The organism is Chelativorans sp. ZYF759 (assembly GCF_012911015.1).
Taxonomy (GTDB): Bacteria; Pseudomonadota; Alphaproteobacteria; order Rhizobiales; family Rhizobiaceae; genus ZYF759.
In genome coordinates this window covers 314,171-332,732 of sequence record NZ_WVVV01000002.1, presented here as the reverse complement: position 1 = coordinate 332,732, position 18,562 = coordinate 314,171, and the positions used below count along the sequence as shown (strand labels likewise).

The window sequence follows — 18,562 nt, the reverse complement described above, 5'->3', positions numbered from 1 at the left end:
CCATGGAAAGGCCCAGATCGCGCCGAAAATCCGTCCCGCCCGAGGCCTATCCCCACACCCACGAGAGGATCTGATCGTGGGGATGCAGATGAGCCAGAGAAACTTTGAATTCGAAATCGCGCTGCTGGTCTTCGTGGGTTTCTTCGTGGCCGCGCTGTGGGCGCTGGGCGGCGGAAGCTTCGCGCATGCGATCGCAGGGCCGGCTCTTCTGCCTTGACGGGCGGACGGGCGCATGGCCATAGAGCCTGCCCGATCGCGGAGTAGCCCATGTTCGTCAGAACCGTCTCCAGCCTGGATATTGCGGCCGTGCGCGAGCTTCTGGTCGCGACCTGGCACGACACCTATGACGCGATCTACGGGGCCGAGCGCGTGCGCGCGATCACCGATGAATGGCATTCCGCCGCGACGCTCGAAACGCGGCTGGACCAGCCGCACTCGGAATTCCTCGTCGCCGATGACGGTGCCACGCTCGGCGGCGTCGCCTTCGCGACCTATTCGCCCGAGGACAAGACGGTGACGCTGCACCAGCTCTATGTGCGTCCTGGCCTGCAGGGACAGGGCATTGGCTCGCTGCTGCTCGACGAGATCGAAAGCTGCTTTCCCGACGCCGACAAGATGCGTCTCGAGGTGGAAGAAGCCAATGCCAAGGCCGTGGGCTTCTACCATCAGCAGGGTTTCGCCAAGGTCGGCCAGACGGCGGATTGCGGGCAGGCGGGCTCGGGCATTCCGGCCGCGATCTACGAGCGGCCGATCGTCTGGGCCGATTGAGCCTGCTATTCGAAGGCGATCTCCTCGCCTTCGTCCCAGAGCCGGACCATGGCGCATTCGATCAGCTCAAGTTCCCCCTGCTCCTCGCATTTGACGCGGACCGCCGCCTCGACGGCCTCGCGCGTGGCCCAGCCGCAGAGATATTCGTGCCAGTGGAAGCCCTCGCTGCTCTGCAAGAATACGTCCGCGCTCCAGCGGGCCGGATAGCACCACGCCACGCGCAGGCAATCGCGGCTTTCGGCGCCGCCCGCTACACATTCGGCGCGTGCGCAGTCGAAACCGCGGTCGAGATTGTCGGCAAAGCACATGCCGCTCGACTGTTCGGGCGCTTCCACGATGGCGATGCCCAGCCGCTGTGCCGCGGCCGGCTGAAGCGTCGCCAGGATGGCCAGTGCCGCGATTGCGATGATGCCCGCCTTCATGTCCGTTTCATCCCCATGCCCGCCCTTGCCCGGTTGAGTCGCAATCGATCCTGGGCCGGTTCGACAGGTCTTGCAATGGCCACGGCCAGTCGCCATAAGGTCGCCAGACAAGGCACGCAGCGCGCAGGCGCCGAAAGGGTCTATCATGAAGACGCTCCTCGCCCAGATTTTCACCTGGTGGAACGGGCAGAATCTCAACACCCGCTTCCACACCTGGCGGGCCGGCACCGCCGTCGGCGAGGACGAGTTCGGCAATCTCTATTACGAGGGCGGCACCGATTCGGAGGGCCGCACGCGGCGCTGGGTGATCTACAAGGGGTATGCCGATGCTTCCGCCGTGCCGCCCGGCTGGCATGGCTGGCTGCATCACCGCGTCGACACGCCGCCGAGCGCGGAGGAATACACGCCGCGCGAGTGGCAGAAGCCGCACGTGCCCAACATGACCGGCACGGCCGCGGCCTATCGGCCGCGCGGCTCCGTGCAGTCGCAGGAGAAGCGCCCGCGCGTGACGGGCGACTACGATGCCTGGACGCCGGGCAACTGAGCTTTCGGATCGGGACGTGACCGTTCTCGCCACAATCGGGGCCTAGCGAAAGGCCACGAGAGAGCAAGCGGGGCCTGGAGAATGAAGAACATGCTGTCCGCAACATGCCGGGGCATCGCTTGTGCCGCTTCCATTCTCATGGTGGCGGCGCCTGCCGCCGCCCAGCAGGCGCGCGTGGAGAACCCGGTCGCCGAATTCACCGGGCTCGACAAGATCACCGGCCGCACCATCACCTTCGACGTCTATATAGACGAGACGGTGCAGTTCGGCGCGCTGCAGGTGACGCCGCGCGTGTGCGTCAGCTCGGGCGAGGGCGAGGAGCCGCGCACCGAATCCTTCGTCGATGTCGACGAGATCACGCTCGACCGCACGATCCGCCGCATCTTCTCGGGCTGGATGTTCGCCGAGAGCCCGGGTCTGAACGCCGTCGAGCACGCCGTCTATGACGTTTGGCTGAAAGCCTGCAAGGGCGAGTCCGAGGTGCCGCCGCCGGATGGCCCGTCGGACTGAGCGGCCGACACCGGTTTCAGTCTGGTGCGGGCCATGGGCCCGTTCCTATATACGGAGGGCGTTCGACGGCCGCTCTCCGGGTTGGACGAAAATTCATGCCGTCGAAGGGTGACGATCGGCGCCCGCACGCGTTGCGGCGCGCGCGGGGCCTTGCAAGAATGGAGATGAAGATGGGTGACGGAAAAACCTGGATCACGGCGGTGATTGCACTCGTGGTCGGTGGCGCGATCGGCTATTTCGTGGCCATGGGCCAGGTCAACGAACTCGAGGCGCGGCTTTCGACGGCGGAGACCGAACTCGTCCAGGCCAACGAGACGGCCGGCACCATGGCGGCCGACGCGGAGACGCTCGCCGCGGAAAACCAGGCGCTCAACGAGCAGGTCGAGGCGCTGGAAGCCGAACTCGCCGCGCGCGACGCCGAGATCGAAGAGCTTCAGGGCCAGGCGACCGAGACGCCCGCCGCGACCGAACCCGCGGCGCCCGAGGCGGAAGAAGGCGACGAGACCGACGCCGAGTAGAAGGCGGTGCGTTTCCAGCAGCGCCCGGGCCTGCACGCCCGGGCGCTGGCTGCATGCAGAGTTGGTGCTCGGCACGCGAGCCAACGCTTCAAGCTCATTCTCACACCGCAGATCCGTACCCTCATGTTGAGCAGCATGATGTTGCACGCGCGCGGTCGGGAGACCGTTGCTGCCGGCATTCTCGATGATGATGGCGACCCGGAAGAGATGGTGAGCGCGCAGGGGCTCGAACCCTGGACCTACTGATTAAAAGTCAGTTGCTCTACCAACTGAGCTACGCGCTCCCGGAAGGGGCGACTGGCGCGCCCTCAAGGTGCGGCGGAACATAGGCAGGGTGGGCGTGGCGGTCAATGCCGGATTCGGGCGATCGGCGCGGTTTTGCCGCCCGCCTGCGACCCCTCGCCACGCATTGGTGATTTTGCGTTGTGCCCGCCCGCCCTCTATATGCGGGGCGACGAGGACGAACGGCTTTCCCGAGGGGTTCATGGCAATCGATGTCGGCTATCTGAGCGCGGTCACGGCGGGGGCGATCTCCTTCCTGTCGCCGTGCGTGCTGCCGCTCGTGCCGCCCTATCTGTGCTACATGGCCGGTGTCTCCATGGACGATTTCAGGGCCGAGCCGCGCGCGGCGGGCGCCGCCGGCAGTGCGGCCGCGGTGGCGGCCAGCCCCGCCCGATTCGCACTGATGAGCGCGGCGGTGGCCTTCGTGCTGGGTTTCACCACCGTGTTCGTGGTGCTCGGCGCCGGCGCCTCGGCGGCGGGCGCGTTCCTGCGCATGTGGCAGCAGGAACTGGCGCTGGCGGCGGGTGCCGTTATCATCCTGATGGGATTGAACTTCCTCGGCGTCATCCGCATCCCGCTCCTGTCGCGCGAGGCGCGCTTCCAGGCCAACGGTTCGCCGGCGAGTGCGTCTGCCGCCTATGTGATGGGACTGGCCTTCGCCTTTGGCTGGACACCCTGCATCGGCCCGGTGCTGGGGCCGATCCTGACGCTGGCCGGCGGGCGCGAGACGGTGGGCGAGGGCGCGATGCTGCTCGGCGCCTATTCGCTGGGTCTCGGCATTCCCTTCCTGATCGCGGCCATGTTCTCGGGCGCCTTCATGCGCTTCCTGTCGCGCTTCCGCGTGCATCTGGGCCTGGTGGAAAAGATCATGGGGGCGCTGCTCGTCATCGCGGGCATCCTGTTCATGACCGGCGGCGTGGAGTGGGCCGCGTTCTGGCTGCTCGAAACCTTCCCCGCGCTCGGCCTGCTCGGCTGAGGCTCAGCCGGGACGCGACAGGAGCCGCGCCGGCAGGGTGGCCAGCACGATGCCGGCCATGACCATGGCGATGCCGGCCAGATGGAACGGCTCCAGGCTTTCGCCCAGGAAGAGGACGGCCAGTCCCACGCCATAAGGCGGCATCAGATACATGAACATGCCAGCCAGCGGCGCGCCGAGTTCGCGCACGCCGAACTGGAAGCCCGAAAAGGCCAGCAGCGAGGCAAAGACGACGATGCCGGCAATGCCGCCCCAGGCGGCACCCGTCGCCGGAAGCGGCCAGCCGAGCGCCCATTCGACGGCAGCGAACGGGATCAGCAGCAGCGCGCCCAACGCCGACACCACGGCGAAAAGTGTCATGTTGGAGACAGCACGCAGCGGACCCGACCGGTAGAGGATGGAATAGGCCGCCCACGAGATGGCGGCACCCACGAAGACGAGATCGCCGAGGTTGAAGTCGAGCGACAGGAGAGCGCCCGGATCGCCGCGCAGCACGATGGTGGCGATCCCCGCAAAGGCGATGAGCGCGCCTGCGCCCTCGCGCCAGCCGATGCGCCGCCCGAAAAACAGCGCTTCCAGAAGGATGATGATGACCGGGGAGGTCGTGTAGATCAGCGTGCCGTTGGTGGCGCTGGTCAGCCCCAGCGCGAGATAGACGATGGCGCCGCAGATCCACATGCCGAGAAAGGCCAGAAGCAGCAACAGGCCCGGCCTGGCCGAGACCAGCGGGCGGACGGTCGCCCATTCGAGGACGATGAAGGGGCAAAGCGCCAGCGCGACCGCGCCCCACCGGATGAGCGCCAGGGTAAAGGGCGCGACCTCATCCACCACGCCCCGACCGAAGATGAGGTTGGTGGAGAAGAACAGAGGGGTGACGATCATGACGAGGATCGCCAGCCGGGTGCGGCCGGAAACGGATGCGGACAAACGGAAAATCCCTGCGGCCGGCGAATTTGATCGCGGCTGCGGGCGTGTTAAAGAGTCGCCGCCTGCCTATCAACCCGCATTTTCCGGACGTCGACCATGAGCCCAAGAAGCTGCCTGTCCATCGTGCTTGCCGCCGGCGAGGGCACCCGCATGAAGAGCGGACTGCCCAAGGTTCTGCACCCGGTCGCCGGCCTGCCGATGCTGGCCCATGTGGTGCGCGCGGTAGAAGCGGCCGGCGGAGACGAGGTCGCCATCGTGGTCGGTCATGGCGGCGACAAGGTGAAAGCCGCGGCCGAAGGCTTCGCGCCGCAGGCACGGTTTTTCGAGCAGACCGAGCGGCTGGGCACCGCCCATGCGGTGCTGGCGGCGCGCGACGCGATCGCGCAAGGGTTCGACGACGTGTTGGTCGTGTTCGGCGACACGCCCCTGCTGGCAGCGGCGGAACTGGCCGCGGCGCGTGAGCGGCTTGTCGGCGAAGATGCCGCGGTGGTGGTGCTGGGCTTTCGCCCCGAGGAGCCCGGCGCCTATGGAAGGCTGGTCGAGACGGATGGCAGGCTCGTCGCCATCCGAGAGGCGAAGGACTGCACGGCGGCGGAGCTCGCCATCGATTTCTGCAATAGCGGGCTGATGGTGATCGACGGGAAACATGCGCTGGAGCTGCTGGAGGCGGTCGGCAATGACAATGCCAAGGGCGAGTTCTACCTGACCGACATCGTCGAAATCGCCAATGCGCGCGGGCTCAAGGCGATCGCCTCGCAGACGGGCGTCGAAAGCGCGCTCGGCATCAACAGCCGGGCGGAACTGGCGCAGGCGGAGACGGTCTGGCAGCAGCGGCGGCGCCGGGACCTCATGCTGGCGGGCGTGACCATGCTGGCGCCTGAAACGGTGCATCTGTCGCACGACACCGAGATCGAGGCCGACGCGCTGATCGAGCCGAACGTGGTCTTCGGCCCAGGCGTCCGCGTGGCGGCTGGCGCGCGCATCCGCGCATTCTCGCATCTCGAAGGCGCCCATGTGGCGGGCGGTGCCGAGATCGGCCCCTTCGCGCGGCTGCGGCCCGGGACCGATATTGGCGGCAACGCCAAGGTCGGCAATTTCTGCGAGGTCAAGAACGTGGTGCTGGAGGAGGGCGCCAAGGTCAACCACCTGACCTATGTCGGCGATGCGCATATCGGCGCGAAGGCCAATATCGGGGCCGGCACCATCACCTGCAATTATGACGGCGTTTCCAAGCACCGGACGGAGATCGGGGCCGGCGCGTTTGTGGGGTCGAACACGTCGCTGGTGGCGCCGCTGACCATCGGCGAAGGCGCCTTCATCGCCTCGGGCAGCGTGATCACGAGCGACGTGCCGGCCGATTCGCTGGCCTTCGGCCGGGCGCGACAGGTGACCAAGGAGGGCAGGGCATCGCGGCTGAGGGCCCTGAAGAAGGCTTCTTCCTGAAGCCGCCATTCCCGGCGGTGTGCGGCGCGGGTCGGGGCGCATAGACTTCATGATGAAACCGGCTTATTCGGTCACGTCGCGTTACCAAGATTTACTTCGCTGCTTCGTCTGCTTCTCTTAATGGCATCTCAACAGAGGGTCGCGACCGGCGCGGACACAATACGGAGCAAAGACCATGTGCGGTATCGTCGGGATCGTGGGCAACCAGCCTGTCGCACCCTTGATCGTGGACGCCTTGAAGCGGCTCGAATATCGCGGCTATGATTCGGCGGGCGTGGCCACGATAAGCGACGGCCGGCTGGAACGGCGGCGCGCCGAGGGCAAGCTGGTCAATCTGGAACGGCTGATCGGCACCGACCCGCTGGGCGGGACGACCGGCATCGGCCATACGCGCTGGGCGACCCATGGCGTGCCCAACGAGACCAATGCGCATCCGCATTTTTCCGCCGAAGTGGCGGTGGTCCACAACGGCATCATCGAGAATTTCGCGGAGCTGCGCGAGGAGCTGAAGGCCGACGGCTATACGTTCTCCTCGCAGACCGACACCGAGGTGGTCGCCCATCTCGTCTCGCGCGAGCTGAAACGCGGGGCCGCGCCCGTGGATGCCGCCTTCGCCGCGCTCAAGCGGCTGGAGGGTGCGTTTGCACTGGCGATCATGTTCGGCGGCGAGGAGAACCTGATCGTCGGCGCAAGGCACGGCCCGCCGCTGGCCGTGGGCCACGGCACGGGCGAGATGTATCTGGGATCCGACGCGATCGCGCTGGCACCCTTCACCGATTCCATCACCTATCTGGAAGATGGCGACTGGGCGGTGCTGCGCCGCGACGGCATGCAGATATTCGACATGGAAGGCAGCAAGGTCGAGCGCAAGCGCCAGCAATCGGTGGGCACGAGCTTCCTGGTCGACAAGGGTAACTACCGCCACTTCATGGAAAAGGAGATCTACGAGCAGCCGGAAGTGATCTCCCATACGCTGGCCAACTATCTCGACTTCACCACGGGCACGGTGAAAGCCATCGACATGCCGTTCGATTTCGCCGCCATCGACAGGCTGGCGATCTCGGCCTGCGGCACGGCCTATCTGGCGGGACTGATCGGTAAATACTGGTTCGAGCGCTTCGCGCGGCTGCCCGTCGACATCGATGTCGCCTCCGAGTTCCGCTACCGCGAGATTCCGCTGTCGGACAAGGACGCGGCGATATTCATCTCGCAATCGGGCGAGACGGCCGACACGCTGGCCTCGCTTCGCTATTGCCGCGCGATCGGCATGCCGATTGCCTCGGTGGTCAATGTGCGCGAATCCACCATGGCGCGCGAATCCGACGCGATCTTCCCCACCCTTGCCGGCCCCGAGATCGGTGTCGCCTCGACCAAGGCGTTTACCTGCCAGCTCTCGGTGCTGGCCTCGCTGGCGGTGATGGCTGCCGTGCAGCGCGGCACGATCTCCAGCGACGACGAGAAGCGGCTGGTGCGCGAGCTCTCGGAAGTGCCGAAATACATCAACCAGGCGCTCAAGCTGCAGGAGCAGATCGAACATGTCGCGCGCGAACTCTCCCAGGTGCGCCACGTGCTCTATCTCGGCCGCGACACGAACTATCCGCTGGCCATGGAAGGCGCGCTGAAGCTCAAGGAAATCTCCTACATCCATGCCGAGGGCTATGCGGCGGGCGAACTCAAGCACGGGCCGATCGCGCTGATCGACGAGACCATGCCGGTGATCGTGATCGCGCCGCATGATCGCATCTTCGAGAAGACCGTTTCCAACATGCAGGAAGTGGCCGCGCGCGGCGGGCGCATCATCCTGATCACCGACGAGAAGGGGGCGGCGGCCTGCAGCGTCGACACGATGGAGACGATCGTGATGCCCAACGTGCCCGAGATCTGCGCGCCCATCGTGCACGCCCTGCCGATCCAGATGCTGGCCTACCACACGGCAGTGGTGATGGGCACGGATGTCGACCAGCCGCGCAACCTCGCCAAGTCGGTGACGGTGGAATAGGCCCGCGGGTCTTTCCGCCCGCATTTGGCCTATTCAACAGCAGCCCGGTTTGCCCTAGAAGGGGGAGACCGGGGCCCCTTCGAAACCACCCATGACCGACACACCCAGACACTCCCTTATGCACCGCCTGAGGACCTATTTCTTCACGGGCTTCATCGTGTGCGCGCCGCTGGTCATCACCATCTGGCTGATCTGGTCCTTCGTGGGCTGGGTCGATTCCTGGGTCGTGCCCTACATTCCCTCGACCTACAATCCCGACACCTATGTGCCGTTCCGCGTGCCGGGGCTGGGGCTGATCATCGGGCTGGTGCTGATCACGCTGGTGGGTTTTCTCACCGCCAACATCATCGGCCGCAAGATCGTGCAGACCGGCGAGTTCATCGTCGGGCGCATGCCGCTGGTGCGCTCGATCTACAACGGCCTGAAGCAGATCCTGGAAACGGTGCTTTCCGACAAGTCCAACACCTTCCAGAAGGTCGGGCTGATCGAATATCCGCGCAAGGGCCTCTATGCGCTGGTCTTCATGGCCACGGAGACGGGCGGCGAGGTGCAGGCCAAGGTGGGCGACGCGGCCGGCCAGACGGTGGCCGTCTTCCTGCCGACCACGCCCAACCCGACCTCGGGCTTCCTGCTCTTCGTGCCCAAGACCGACATCATCGAACTGTCGATGAGCGTGGAGGAGGGCGCCAAGCTGGTGATTTCGGCAGGCCTCGTCTCGCCCGAATATGACGCGACCACGCAGCGGCTTGCCGCCGAAGCGCGCCAAAAGGCCGAACAGGACCGGCGTACGGCGGTGGAATAGGGCGGCGGCGGCGTGCCGCATTACGGCGGACAGGGTTGCCGGGCCGGCCATGCCATGACGCCGGCAGGCGATGGCGCGGCCCGGTCGGCGGGCCGGCGGTTCGCGGGTGCTGCCGGAAAAAGGTCAAGGCTCTGTTTTGCCAATGCGGCGAGGGTGGCGGCCAAGAAGCGAAGACACCCTGCCAGACGACGGGCCTCTTCTGCGCCGCCGAACGGCCGAAGCGGCGCCGGCATCTGGGCTGCGCCGGGCGCAATTCCATCGACATAGTGGCGGGCGACCGCTTCGGCGGGTCGGATGAGCCCGATGACGAGCCAGCAGACGATTGGCGCGCGGCCCGCGGCGCGTTCCGCCAGGTCGGCCAGCGCGCAGAGCAGGGTTGCGAGGTGGCGGAGCTGCCTTGCGTTCTTCGCGGGGGTGGGGTGGAAACGCATGCCGGGCCTCTGTGGATCGAGGGCGTAGTGTGCGGCAGGGGCCGAGGGTGTGGATGGAAAAAATTTGGCGGGCGGGGAAAGGGGCATGGCATCAAGAGGTTGGCGGGAGAGGGGGCGGGAATTGCTCCACGGGGGTGATCACGCCCCTGGCGGCATTGGCCGTTCAGGCATGGATCCTAGGGTCTCCGCGACGGCCTTCGGCCTGCTTCGCCCTAGGATGACGAAGCGCGTGGGGTGGGTTGGACATATTCCAACGCTGGCGGATGACCATGTCCTCCGCACTTCGTCATCCCAGGGCGGAGGCGAGCGCAGCGAGATGGAGACCCTGGGATCCATGCCTGAACGTTGGTGAAGGGCAACCCGCGTGGAAGGGCCCTACCAGCCCCACCCGCGAAAGAGCTCTTCCCAGTCGGGATTGGTCTTCTCGATCAGGTCGATCTTCCACTGCCGCTTCCAGCGCTTGAGCGATTTTTCGCGCATGATGGCGTCGCGGATGTCGACATGTTCCTCGTACCAGACCAGTCGGCGCACGCCGTATCGGCCGGTAAAGCGCGAGCCCGTGCCTTCCCGGTGCTCGGGGATGCGGCGGCCGAGCGAAGAGGTGACGCCGATATAGATCGTGCCCCGCTTCTGGCTGGCCAGCATGTAGACATAGCCCGTCATGGCGAGAGATTAGCGGCTGGGGGCCGGACAGGGGAGGGGTGGTCACACTGGGGGTCGTCATCCTCGGGCTCGACCCGAGGATCCCTGTCTGAACGGGGATGGATGGCCGGTTCCGGTGTTGCGCCCTGCGCGGCATTGGCTGTTCAGGCATGGATCCCAGGGTCTGCGCGACGGCCTTCGGCCTGCTTGCCCTGGGATGCCGAAGGTGGGGGGCTTACCCCGCTCTGAGCAACCGCACCGCGTCATCGCGGCCGAACATATAGAGCAACAGCCGCAGCGCTTCCCCCCGCGCCCCCGCCAGTTCCGGGTCCCGCGTAAGCACGAGCCTTGCGTCGTCGCGGGCGGCTTCCAGCAGGTCGCCGTGGGCTTCGAGGCGGGCCACGCGGAAGCCGGGGGTGCCGGATTGGCGGGTGCCCAAGAGTTCGCCTTCGCCGCGCAGGCGCAGATCCTCTTCGGCGATGCGGAAACCGTCCTCGGTGTCGCGCATGACGGCCAGGCGGGCGCGGGCGATTTCGCCCAAGGGGTCGTGGTAGAGGAGCACGCAGCTCGAGGGCTTTTCGCCGCGGCCGACGCGGCCGCGCAGCTGGTGGAGCTGGGCGAGGCCGAAACGCTCGGCATGTTCGATGACGATGATGGTGGCGTCGGGCACGTCGACGCCGACCTCGATCACCGTGGTGCCGACGAGGAGCCGCGTCTCACCGGCCTTGAAGGCGCGCATGGCCTCGTCCTTGTCGCGGCCCGACATGCGGCCATGTACGAGGCCGATGCGATCGCCGAAGACGGGTTTGAGTGACGCAAAGCGCTCCTCGGCGGAAGTGAGCCTGACCTCCTCGGATTCCTCGACCAGCGGGCAGATCCAGTAGATCTTCTGGCCTTCGGCCACGGCCGTCTCCATGCGGGCAACGAGCTCGTCGATGCGGTCGTCGGGCAGCGTGACGGTGCGGATGGGGCGGCGGCCGGGCGGCTTTTCGGTGAGGCGAGAGACGTCCATGTCGCCGAAGGCGGTCAGCACCAGCGTGCGCGGGATGGGCGTGGCGGTCATGACCAGCATGTCGGGTGCGGTGCCCTTGGCCGTCATGGCAAGGCGCTGGTGGACGCCGAAACGGTGCTGCTCGTCGATGATGGCCAGCGCCAGGTCGCGGAAGGAGACGCTTTCCTGGAAGAGCGCGTGGGTGCCGATGACGATGTCGATCTCGCCGGCGTCGATGGCAGCGGCGGTGGCCGCGCGCTCGCGGCCCTTCTCGCGGCCGGTCAGGATGGCGGTGCGAAGGCCGACGGTCTCGGCCAAGGGCGCGATGGTGGCGAAATGCTGGCGGGCGAGGATTTCCGTGGGCGCCATGAGGGCCGCCTGGCGGCCGGCTTCGGCGGCGCGCGCCATGGCGAGAAGGGCCACCACAGTCTTGCCGGAGCCGACATCGCCCTGGAGCAGCCGCAGCATGCGCTCGGGCGAGGAAAGGTCCTCCTTGATCTCGGAAAGCGCGGTCTCCTGAGAGGCGGTGAGCGACCAGGGGAGCGCGGCGCGGATCCTGGCCTCGATGGCGCCGTCGCCCAGAAGGGGAATGCCGGCGGCGCGCTTCATGCGGGCCCGCACGAGCGCCAGCGCCAGCTGGCCAGCCAGGATCTCGTCATAGGCGAGGCGGCGGCGGGAAGGCGATTCGAGCGCCAAATCATGGGCATCGCGGGGCGCGTGAAGCCGGGCAAGCGCGTCGGCAAAGGACGGGAAAGAGTGTCTGGCCATGAAGGCGGCATCCTGCCATTCGGGCAGGGCGGGGACGCGGGCGATCGCCTCGACAACGGCGCGGCGCAGGATCTTGGGGGCGAGCCCGGCGGTGCCGGGATAGACGGGCTCGATCTCGGGCAGCTCGTCGGCCTTGTCGATCGGCACCACGTGGTCCGGATGGACCATGGAGGGGCGGCCGTTGAACCATTCCATGCGGCCCGACACCAGCATGGTCTCGCCCTCGGGCATCTGGCGGGCCAGCCAGTCGCCCTTGGCGCGGAAGAAGGTGAGCGCGATCTCGCCGGTCTCGTCATGGGCGAAGATGCGGTAGGGGGCGCTGGAGCCGCGCGGCGGCGCCTGGTGACGGTCGATGCGCACTTCCAGCGTGACGATGGCGCCTTCGGGGGCAAGCGCGATGCCCGGCCGGTTGCGCCGGTCGATGAGCGAGTGCGGCAGGGCGAAGATCAGGTCGCCGACGCGCAGCTCGCGGCCGGCCGTGTCGACGGGCACGATGCGGGCCAGGAGATGGCCAAGCTTCTCCCCGATGCCGGAAAGCGTCGTGACGGGGGCGAAGAGGGGATCGAGGAGGGATGGGCGCATGGGGGCACAATATGTCGGCAGGATCGCCGCGCAAGGCTGACATCGGAGATCACGCGCGCTATATGCGCGCCATCGTCGAAAAGGACAGAACTTCCATGAGCGGACAGCCGGGCGACCAACTCGATCACCGCAGGCGGCGGGCACGCTTCCGCGCCTGGCATCGAGGCATGCGCGAGACCGACCTTGTGCTGGGCGGATTCGCCGACCGCGAGATCGAGACGCTGTCGGATGACGAACTCGCGCAGTTCGAGGCGCTGCTGGAGGTGCAGGACCAGGAAATCCTGGACTGGCTGACGGGGCGGGAGAAGGTGGCCGCCGTGCATGACACGGCGTTGTTCGGCCGCATCCTCGAGGCTTCGCGCCAGGTGGCGAGGCCCCGCGAGACATGAGCCTGATCGGGAAAATCGCGCTGGCGCCGGACGTTTCGGGACAGTTCGTGCTGGACGGCGTGGCCGACGGTCATGCCGGCTTCGTGCTGGCGGCGCTCGCGGCCGATCCGGCGCGGCAGGGGCCGGTGCTGTTCGTGGCGCGCGACGGGCAGATGATCCCGGCGCTGGCCGACATCGTGCGTTTTGCCGCCCCCGGCCTGCCGATCCTGGAACTGCCGGCCTGGGACTGCCTGCCCTATGACCGGGTGTCGCCCGGCGGCGCGGTGGCGGCCAGGCGGCTGTCGGCGATGACGCAGATGGCGGCGCTGAAGGCCGCCCCGCACCGCGCGCTGGTGCTGGCCAGCGCCAATGCCGTGCTGCAGCGCATGCCCTCGGCGGACGCAATCGCCGCGCAGGGCTTCTTTGCGCAGCCCGGCTCCGTCGTGAACATGGAAAGCCTGGTGGCGCGGCTGGAGGGCAACGGCTTCGAGCGCGTTTCGACCGTGCGCGAGGTCGGCGAATATGCGGTGCGCGGCGGCATACTCGATCTTTTCGTGCCGGGCGCGGAGGAGCCGCTGCGGCTCGACTTCTTCGGTGACACGCTGGAGACGATCCGCGCCTTCGATCCGGCAACCCAGCGCTCGACCGGCCAGAAGCGCTCGGTCGAGCTGCAGCCGATGAGCGAGGTGACGCTGACGCCGGAGACGATCAGCCGTTTCCGGCGCGGCTATATCGAGGCCTTCGGGGCGCCGCTGCGGGACGACGCGCTTTATGCAGCCGTCAGCGAGGGCAGGCGGTTCGCGGGGATGGAGCACTGGCTGCCGCTCTTCCACGAGAAGCTGGAGACGGTGTTCGACTATCTCGACGAGGCGACGATCGTCTTCGACCACCTGGCGAAAGAGGCGATCGCCGAGCGGCATACACTGATCGTCGACCATTACGAGGCGAGGCAGCGCCAGGCGGAAGGCGGGGCGATCGCCGAGGCGGTGCCCTATCGCCCGATGGCGCCGGACGGGCTGTATCTGAGCCCCGACGAGGTGGCGCAGAGAAGCGCGGGCCGTCAGACATTGTCCTTCACCCCCTTCGAGGCGCCCGAGGGAGGTAGCGCGCGCGTGATCCATGCGGGCGGCCGGTCGGGGCGCAGCTTCGCCGAGGAGCGGGCAGACCCTTCGGCCAATGTCTTCAACGAGGTGGTCGGCCACATCGCCGCCCTGCGCAAGGCCAAGCGGCGGGTGATCGTGGCCGGCTGGACGGCGGGTTCAGCCGACAGGCTGTCGCAGATCCTGACCGAACACGGGCTCGGCAATCTGAGGACCGTCGAGACACTCAGCGACGCCGAGAAGCTGCCGGCCGAGACGGCGGCCATGGCGGTGCTGCCGCTGGAGACCGGCTTCGAGACCGAGCGGCTGACGGTGATCGCCGAACAGGATATATTGGGCGACCGGCTGGTGCGGCGCGGCAGGCGCAAGCGGGCGGCGGACTTCATCTCCGAAGTCGCATCGCTGTCGTCCGGCGACATCGTCGTGCATGCCGATCACGGCATCGGCCGCTTCGCCGGGCTGAAGACCATCGAAGCGATGGGCGCACCGCATGACTGCCTGGAAATCCGCTATGCGGGCGACGACCGGCTGTTCCTGCCGGTGGAAAACATCGAACTCCTGTCGCGCTACGGCTCGGATGCGGCCGGCGTGGTGCTGGACAAGCTCGGCGGCGTCGCCTGGCAGTCGCGCAAGGCGAAACTGAAGCGCCGCCTGCTCGACATGGCGGGACAGCTGATCGCGCTGGCCGCCGAGCGCCAGACGCGCCCGGCGCCACAATTGTCGCCGCCGGACGGCATCTATGGCGAGTTCGCCGCACGCTTCCCCTATGACGAGACCGAGGACCAGCAGTCGGCCATCGACGCGGTGATCGACGATCTCTCGCTCGGGCGGCCGATGGACCGGCTGATCTGCGGCGATGTCGGTTTCGGCAAGACGGAAGTGGCGCTGAGGGCGGCCTTCGTGGCGGTGATGGGCGGGCTGCAGGTGGCGGTGGTGGTGCCCACGACGCTGCTGGCGCGCCAGCATTTCAAGACATTCTCCGAACGCTTCGCCGGCCTGCCGGTGAAGGTGCGCCAGGCCTCGCGGCTGGTCGGCACGAAGGAACTGGCCGAAACCAAGAAGGGCATTACCGACGGGACCGTCGACATCGTCGTGGGCACGCATGCGCTGCTCGGCCCCGCGGTCACCTTCAGGAACCTTGGCCTGCTGATCATCGACGAGGAGCAGCATTTCGGGGTCAAGCACAAGGAGCGGCTGAAGGAGCTGAAGTCGGACGTGCACGTGCTGACGCTTTCGGCCACGCCGATCCCGCGCACGCTGCAGCTGGCGCTGACGGGGGTGCGCGAGCTGTCGCTGATCGCCACGCCGCCGGTCGACCGCATGGCGGTGCGCACCTTCATCGCGCCGTTCGACCCGCTGGTGATCCGCGAGACGCTGTTGCGCGAACGCTATCGCGGCGGGCACAGCTTCTATGTCGTGCCGCGCATTTCGGATCTTGCCGAAGTGGCGCAGTTCCTGGCCGAACAGGTGCCGGAGCTGAAGGTCGCCACGGCCCACGGCCAGATGGCGGCGGGCGAGCTCGACGACGTGATGAACGCCTTCTATGACGGGCGCTACGACGTGCTTCTGTCGACCACCATCGTGGAATCCGGCCTCGACATCCCGAGTGCCAACACGCTGATCGTGCACCGCGCCGACATGTTCGGGCTGGCGCAGCTCTACCAGTTGCGCGGGCGGGTGGGACGCTCCAAGCTCCGTGCCTACGCGCTGTTCACCCTGCCGGCCAAGCGCTCGCTGACGACGCTGGCCGAAAAGCGGCTCAAGGTGTTGCAGTCGCTCGATACGCTGGGCGCCGGCTTCCAGCTGGCGAGCCACGATCTCGATCTGCGCGGGGCGGGCAATCTGCTCGGCGAGGAGCAGTCGGGCCACATCAAGGAGGTCGGCTTCGAGCTCTACCAGCAGATGCTGGAGGAGGCGGTGGCGGAGATGAAGGGTTCGGGTGCGGCCGTCGACGAGGCCTGGTCGCCGCAGATCGCGGTCGGCACCTCGGTGATGATCCCCGAAAACTACGTGCCGGACCTGCAGCTGCGCCTCGGTCTCTATCGTCGGCTGGGCGAGTTGCAGAGCCCGCAGGAGATCGACGGATTCGGCGCCGAGCTGATCGATCGTTTCGGACCGCTGCCGCAGGAGGTCGATCACCTGATGAAGATCGTCTTCATCAAGTCGCTCTGCCGCACGGCCAATGTGGAAAAGCTCGACGCCGGGCCGAAAGGGCTGGTCGTTTCCTTCCGCCACAATTCCTTCCCCGATCCGACGGGGCTGGTGGGCTTCATCGCGCAACAGGGGTCGCTCGCAAAGATCCGGCCCGACCAGAGCGTGTTCTTCTCGCGCGACTGGCCGACCCCGGAGAAGCGGCTCAAGGGCGCCGCGGTGGTGATGACGCAGCTGGCAGGGCTGGTGGAAAAGGCGGGGTAGAGGCGGGAAGGCGAAGTTGATCGCGATCAACGCTGCGCCCGAACAAGCCTGTAGGGTGAGACCTTGCACCCACGCGGATGCCCTGAATGCCTCGAACACCAAGGAAGACCCCATGAAAGGTTTCGTCGACGACATCGAGAACCTGACGGAGGAGAATGACGACTTCCGGCGCGTTCTCTACACGGGCAAGAACCTGCAACTCGTGCTGATGGCGATTCAGCCCGGCGACGAAATCGGCGAAGAGGTGCACGACGACCGCGACCAATTCTTCCGCGTCGAGGCGGGATCGGGAGAAATCCTGATCGATGGCGTCGTCAGCCAGATCGGAGCAGACATGGCCATGATCGTTCCGGCGGGTGCCCGGCATAATGTGAAGAGCACGGGGAGCGAGCCCCTCAGGCTCTACACCCTCTACGCCCCACCCGAGCATCGCCATGGAACGGTCCACGCCACCAAGGCCGACGCCGATGCGCACGAAGAGCATTTCGATGGCGTGACGAGCGAGTAGCCGTCGCCCCGCGCATGTCCGCGGCGGCACCAAAGGGAGAACCGGACATGGCCAACGACACCCGATCGCGCAATCCGATGATGGCCTGGTGGACGGGCCTGGCGATCATCCTGGCCGCCGTGGCCTATACGGCATATCGGTTCGCCTGCATGGAATGCGCGCCAGCCGGCTTCCTGGAGTTCATGATCCTCGGCATCGTGCCGGCGGTCTATCTGGGTCTGATGTATCTGACCTTGAAGAACCAGGCCGACAGCGAGAGAAAGTAGCGGGTCGGAGCGGCAGCGCCCGATCGGCGGATTGTCCCGTGGGACAGCGTGAGCGACCGTCGGCCGAGCGGCACCGAACCGATTCACCGCGATACAGGCCGGGGAGCCGCCCGACATGAGCATCACGCAGCTATGGCGCGCTCACCGCGGGCTGTTCATCGTCTTTCTGGTGGCGCTGTCGCTGACGTCGTTCTTCCTCGTTCGCACCGTCATCTTCACGCTTCACTGGGCCAATCCGGCGCATCAGGAACAGACGATCGAAGGGTGGATGCCGATCCGCTATATCGCACGATCGTGGAACGTGCCGCCCGAGGTGCTGACTGAGGCCCTCGACCTCGAAACCGGCGAGCGCCCCCGGCTGACGGTCGCGGAAATTGCCGCCGAGAGGGGCGAGAGCGTCGATGAGATCGCGGCCAGCCTTCGCGCCGCCATTCTGGACCATCGAGCCGACCTCGATGACTGAGATCGCCTTCGGTCTCGTTTCGACCTACGGGATCGTCCTGATCCTGGCTGCCACCTATCTTTCCTGTCTCGGCCTGCCGGTCCCGACGTCCTTCGTCATGCTTGCCGGAGGAGCCTTTGCCGCGTCCGGCGATCTTTCCGCGACGCATGTCCTGCTGGCTGCGCTGACCGGCGCGGTTCTCGGCGACCAGACCGGCTACCACATCGGCAGGTTCGGTGGCGCAGCCTTGACCGCGCGGCTGGAAAGCGAGCCGAATCGCGCCATCGTGTTCGGAAGGGCGCGACGGATCGTGGATCGGTGGGGCGGCGTTGGCGTCTTCTTCAGCACCTGGCTGTTCAGCCCGCTCGGCCCCTACGTCAACCTCCTGGCGGGCGCCACGCGCATGGGCTGGGCGCGCTTCACGCTTTGGGACACCGCCGGAGAGGCGATCTGGGTCGGGGTCTATGTCGGCCTCGGCTACGCATTCTCGAGCCGCATAGCGCAGCTGGCGGAGCTGCTCGGCAATTCGATCGCATTCCTGACCGCCGGGATCATCACCGTCCTGCTGGGTGTGCTGCTTTTCAGGCTGGCGCAGCGGCGGCGGCCGAGGCAGTAGGGCGCCTTGTGCCCAGTTGGTGCCTCTGGCATTCCGATCAGAGGCGAGATCGAACTGGCCAGACCCCTGGCTTGATTCTGGCGCGTGGAGGGGATGTCGGAAAGAGCGTCCTCGTCCTTCGAGGCTGCTTTTCCATCAGCGACTCGGGATGAGGCTGGCGGGGGACTTTGCATCTGAAGACGAGGTGTCGCCGTGGCTCCATGTGTGCCGGCTGCAACGGGAACCCTCATGGTGAGGTGCGC

20 protein-coding genes and 1 tRNA gene are annotated in these 18,562 nt (G+C 66.9%); 15 read left to right on the top strand and 6 right to left on the bottom strand.

The window, feature by feature from the left end; genetic code table 11:
• Positions 1-88 precede the first annotated feature (88 nt).
• Complete coding sequence (locus GRZ55_RS23610; protein WP_256379791.1) at positions 89-217, top strand: hypothetical protein; 129 nt, start codon at positions 89-91, stop codon at positions 215-217.
• A gap of 50 nt (positions 218-267) precedes the next feature.
• Positions 268-768, top strand: coding sequence for a GNAT family N-acetyltransferase (locus GRZ55_RS05530; RefSeq protein ID WP_169285890.1), 501 nt, complete (start codon positions 268-270; stop codon positions 766-768).
• A 5-nt stretch (positions 769-773) separates the two neighbouring features.
• Here the strand turns inward: GRZ55_RS05530 and GRZ55_RS05525 are convergent, their stop codons facing one another.
• Entirely contained in the window at positions 774-1,190 is a 417-nt protein-coding gene (locus GRZ55_RS05525; protein WP_169285889.1) for a hypothetical protein, read from the bottom strand.
• Positions 1,191-1,335: 145 nt separating this feature from the next.
• Between GRZ55_RS05525 and GRZ55_RS05520 the strand changes: the two genes are divergently transcribed.
• From GRZ55_RS05520 to GRZ55_RS05510, 3 genes are all read left to right on the top strand, one after another.
• On the top strand, positions 1,336-1,734 hold the full coding sequence (locus GRZ55_RS05520; protein ID WP_169285888.1) for an NADH:ubiquinone oxidoreductase subunit NDUFA12: 399 nt from the start codon (positions 1,336-1,338) through the stop codon (positions 1,732-1,734).
• Positions 1,735-1,872: 138 nt separating this feature from the next.
• Positions 1,873-2,244, top strand: a complete 372-nt coding sequence (locus GRZ55_RS05515) for a DUF2155 domain-containing protein (protein ID WP_246734553.1) — start codon at positions 1,873-1,875, stop codon at positions 2,242-2,244.
• Between the two features lie 170 nt (positions 2,245-2,414).
• Entirely contained in the window at positions 2,415-2,762 is a 348-nt protein-coding gene (locus GRZ55_RS05510) for a uroporphyrinogen-III C-methyltransferase (RefSeq protein ID WP_169285886.1), read from the top strand.
• 208 nt (positions 2,763-2,970) lie between these two features.
• On the opposite strand, the gene GRZ55_RS05505 is transcribed toward GRZ55_RS05510, so the two are convergent.
• Positions 2,971-3,046, bottom strand: a tRNA-Lys gene (locus GRZ55_RS05505).
• Positions 3,047-3,246: 200 nt separating this feature from the next.
• Here GRZ55_RS05505 and GRZ55_RS05500 point away from each other — a divergent pair.
• Positions 3,247-4,020 (top strand): cytochrome c biogenesis CcdA family protein, encoded by a 774-nt coding sequence (locus GRZ55_RS05500; protein WP_169285885.1) that lies wholly within the window; start codon positions 3,247-3,249, stop codon positions 4,018-4,020.
• Between the two features lie 3 nt (positions 4,021-4,023).
• Here the strand turns inward: GRZ55_RS05500 and GRZ55_RS05495 are convergent, their stop codons facing one another.
• Complete coding sequence (locus GRZ55_RS05495) at positions 4,024-4,947, bottom strand: DMT family transporter (protein WP_210257229.1); 924 nt, start codon at positions 4,945-4,947, stop codon at positions 4,024-4,026.
• Positions 4,948-5,043: 96 nt separating this feature from the next.
• Between GRZ55_RS05495 and glmU the strand changes: the two genes are divergently transcribed.
• From glmU to GRZ55_RS05480, 3 genes are all read left to right on the top strand, one after another.
• Positions 5,044-6,390: a bifunctional UDP-N-acetylglucosamine diphosphorylase/glucosamine-1-phosphate N-acetyltransferase GlmU gene (gene glmU, locus GRZ55_RS05490; RefSeq protein WP_169285884.1), complete on the top strand. Its 1,347-nt coding sequence runs from the start codon at positions 5,044-5,046 to the stop codon at positions 6,388-6,390.
• Positions 6,391-6,565: 175 nt separating this feature from the next.
• Positions 6,566-8,389: a glutamine--fructose-6-phosphate transaminase (isomerizing) gene (gene glmS, locus GRZ55_RS05485; protein WP_169285883.1), complete on the top strand. Its 1,824-nt coding sequence runs from the start codon at positions 6,566-6,568 to the stop codon at positions 8,387-8,389.
• Between the two features lie 91 nt (positions 8,390-8,480).
• Complete coding sequence (locus GRZ55_RS05480) at positions 8,481-9,191, top strand: DUF502 domain-containing protein (RefSeq protein ID WP_169285882.1); 711 nt, start codon at positions 8,481-8,483, stop codon at positions 9,189-9,191.
• Between the two features lie 20 nt (positions 9,192-9,211).
• Here GRZ55_RS05480 and GRZ55_RS05475 read toward each other — a convergent pair whose 3' ends face one another.
• From GRZ55_RS05475 to recG, 3 genes are all read right to left on the bottom strand, one after another.
• Positions 9,212-9,622, bottom strand: a complete 411-nt coding sequence (locus GRZ55_RS05475) for a hypothetical protein (RefSeq protein WP_169285881.1) — start codon at positions 9,620-9,622, stop codon at positions 9,212-9,214.
• A 375-nt stretch (positions 9,623-9,997) separates the two neighbouring features.
• The gene (locus tag GRZ55_RS05470; protein ID WP_169285880.1) at positions 9,998-10,285 is read right to left on the bottom strand and encodes a GIY-YIG nuclease family protein; all 288 of its coding nucleotides are present in this window, start codon (positions 10,283-10,285) and stop codon (positions 9,998-10,000) included.
• Between the two features lie 214 nt (positions 10,286-10,499).
• Positions 10,500-12,605: an ATP-dependent DNA helicase RecG gene (recG, locus tag GRZ55_RS05465; protein WP_169285879.1), complete on the bottom strand. Its 2,106-nt coding sequence runs from the start codon at positions 12,603-12,605 to the stop codon at positions 10,500-10,502.
• A gap of 95 nt (positions 12,606-12,700) precedes the next feature.
• Between recG and GRZ55_RS05460 the strand changes: the two genes are divergently transcribed.
• From GRZ55_RS05460 to GRZ55_RS05435, 6 genes are all read left to right on the top strand, one after another.
• On the top strand, positions 12,701-12,994 hold the full coding sequence (locus tag GRZ55_RS05460) for a succinate dehydrogenase assembly factor 2 (protein ID WP_169285878.1): 294 nt from the start codon (positions 12,701-12,703) through the stop codon (positions 12,992-12,994).
• The gene (gene mfd / locus GRZ55_RS05455) at positions 12,991-16,488 is read left to right on the top strand and encodes a transcription-repair coupling factor (RefSeq protein ID WP_169285877.1); all 3,498 of its coding nucleotides are present in this window, start codon (positions 12,991-12,993) and stop codon (positions 16,486-16,488) included. The genes GRZ55_RS05460 and mfd overlap by 4 nt, the downstream gene beginning before the upstream one ends.
• A gap of 112 nt (positions 16,489-16,600) precedes the next feature.
• Positions 16,601-16,996, top strand: coding sequence for a cupin domain-containing protein (locus GRZ55_RS05450; RefSeq protein ID WP_169285876.1), 396 nt, complete (start codon positions 16,601-16,603; stop codon positions 16,994-16,996).
• A gap of 47 nt (positions 16,997-17,043) precedes the next feature.
• On the top strand, positions 17,044-17,262 hold the full coding sequence (locus GRZ55_RS05445; protein WP_169285875.1) for a hypothetical protein: 219 nt from the start codon (positions 17,044-17,046) through the stop codon (positions 17,260-17,262).
• 115 nt (positions 17,263-17,377) lie between these two features.
• Positions 17,378-17,725: a hypothetical protein gene (locus GRZ55_RS05440; RefSeq protein ID WP_169285874.1), complete on the top strand. Its 348-nt coding sequence runs from the start codon at positions 17,378-17,380 to the stop codon at positions 17,723-17,725.
• Positions 17,664-18,320, top strand: coding sequence for a DedA family protein (locus GRZ55_RS05435; protein WP_169285873.1), 657 nt, complete (start codon positions 17,664-17,666; stop codon positions 18,318-18,320). The genes GRZ55_RS05440 and GRZ55_RS05435 overlap by 62 nt, the downstream gene beginning before the upstream one ends.
• Positions 18,321-18,562: the final 242 nt, after the last annotated feature.

Coding starts and splice junctions, on each gene's coding strand:
- GRZ55_RS23610 (WP_256379791.1), top strand. CDS start 89: ATGAGCCAGAGAAACTTTGAATTCGAAATCGCGCTGCTGGTCTTCGTG.
- GRZ55_RS05530 (WP_169285890.1), top strand. CDS start 268: ATGTTCGTCAGAACCGTCTCCAGCCTGGATATTGCGGCCGTGCGCGAG.
- GRZ55_RS05525 (WP_169285889.1), bottom strand. CDS start 1,190: ATGAAGGCGGGCATCATCGCAATCGCGGCACTGGCCATCCTGGCGACG.
- GRZ55_RS05520 (WP_169285888.1), top strand. CDS start 1,336: ATGAAGACGCTCCTCGCCCAGATTTTCACCTGGTGGAACGGGCAGAAT.
- GRZ55_RS05515 (WP_246734553.1), top strand. CDS start 1,873: ATGGTGGCGGCGCCTGCCGCCGCCCAGCAGGCGCGCGTGGAGAACCCG.
- GRZ55_RS05510 (WP_169285886.1), top strand. CDS start 2,415: ATGGGTGACGGAAAAACCTGGATCACGGCGGTGATTGCACTCGTGGTC.
- GRZ55_RS05500 (WP_169285885.1), top strand. CDS start 3,247: ATGGCAATCGATGTCGGCTATCTGAGCGCGGTCACGGCGGGGGCGATC.
- glmU (WP_169285884.1), top strand. CDS start 5,044: ATGAGCCCAAGAAGCTGCCTGTCCATCGTGCTTGCCGCCGGCGAGGGC.
- glmS (WP_169285883.1), top strand. CDS start 6,566: ATGTGCGGTATCGTCGGGATCGTGGGCAACCAGCCTGTCGCACCCTTG.
- GRZ55_RS05480 (WP_169285882.1), top strand. CDS start 8,481: ATGACCGACACACCCAGACACTCCCTTATGCACCGCCTGAGGACCTAT.
- GRZ55_RS05475 (WP_169285881.1), bottom strand. CDS start 9,622: ATGCGTTTCCACCCCACCCCCGCGAAGAACGCAAGGCAGCTCCGCCAC.
- GRZ55_RS05470 (WP_169285880.1), bottom strand. CDS start 10,285: ATGACGGGCTATGTCTACATGCTGGCCAGCCAGAAGCGGGGCACGATC.
- recG (WP_169285879.1), bottom strand. CDS start 12,605: ATGCGCCCATCCCTCCTCGATCCCCTCTTCGCCCCCGTCACGACGCTT.
- GRZ55_RS05460 (WP_169285878.1), top strand. CDS start 12,701: ATGAGCGGACAGCCGGGCGACCAACTCGATCACCGCAGGCGGCGGGCA.
- mfd (WP_169285877.1), top strand. CDS start 12,991: ATGAGCCTGATCGGGAAAATCGCGCTGGCGCCGGACGTTTCGGGACAG.
- GRZ55_RS05450 (WP_169285876.1), top strand. CDS start 16,601: ATGAAAGGTTTCGTCGACGACATCGAGAACCTGACGGAGGAGAATGAC.
- GRZ55_RS05445 (WP_169285875.1), top strand. CDS start 17,044: ATGGCCAACGACACCCGATCGCGCAATCCGATGATGGCCTGGTGGACG.
- GRZ55_RS05440 (WP_169285874.1), top strand. CDS start 17,378: ATGAGCATCACGCAGCTATGGCGCGCTCACCGCGGGCTGTTCATCGTC.
- GRZ55_RS05435 (WP_169285873.1), top strand. CDS start 17,664: ATGAGATCGCGGCCAGCCTTCGCGCCGCCATTCTGGACCATCGAGCCG.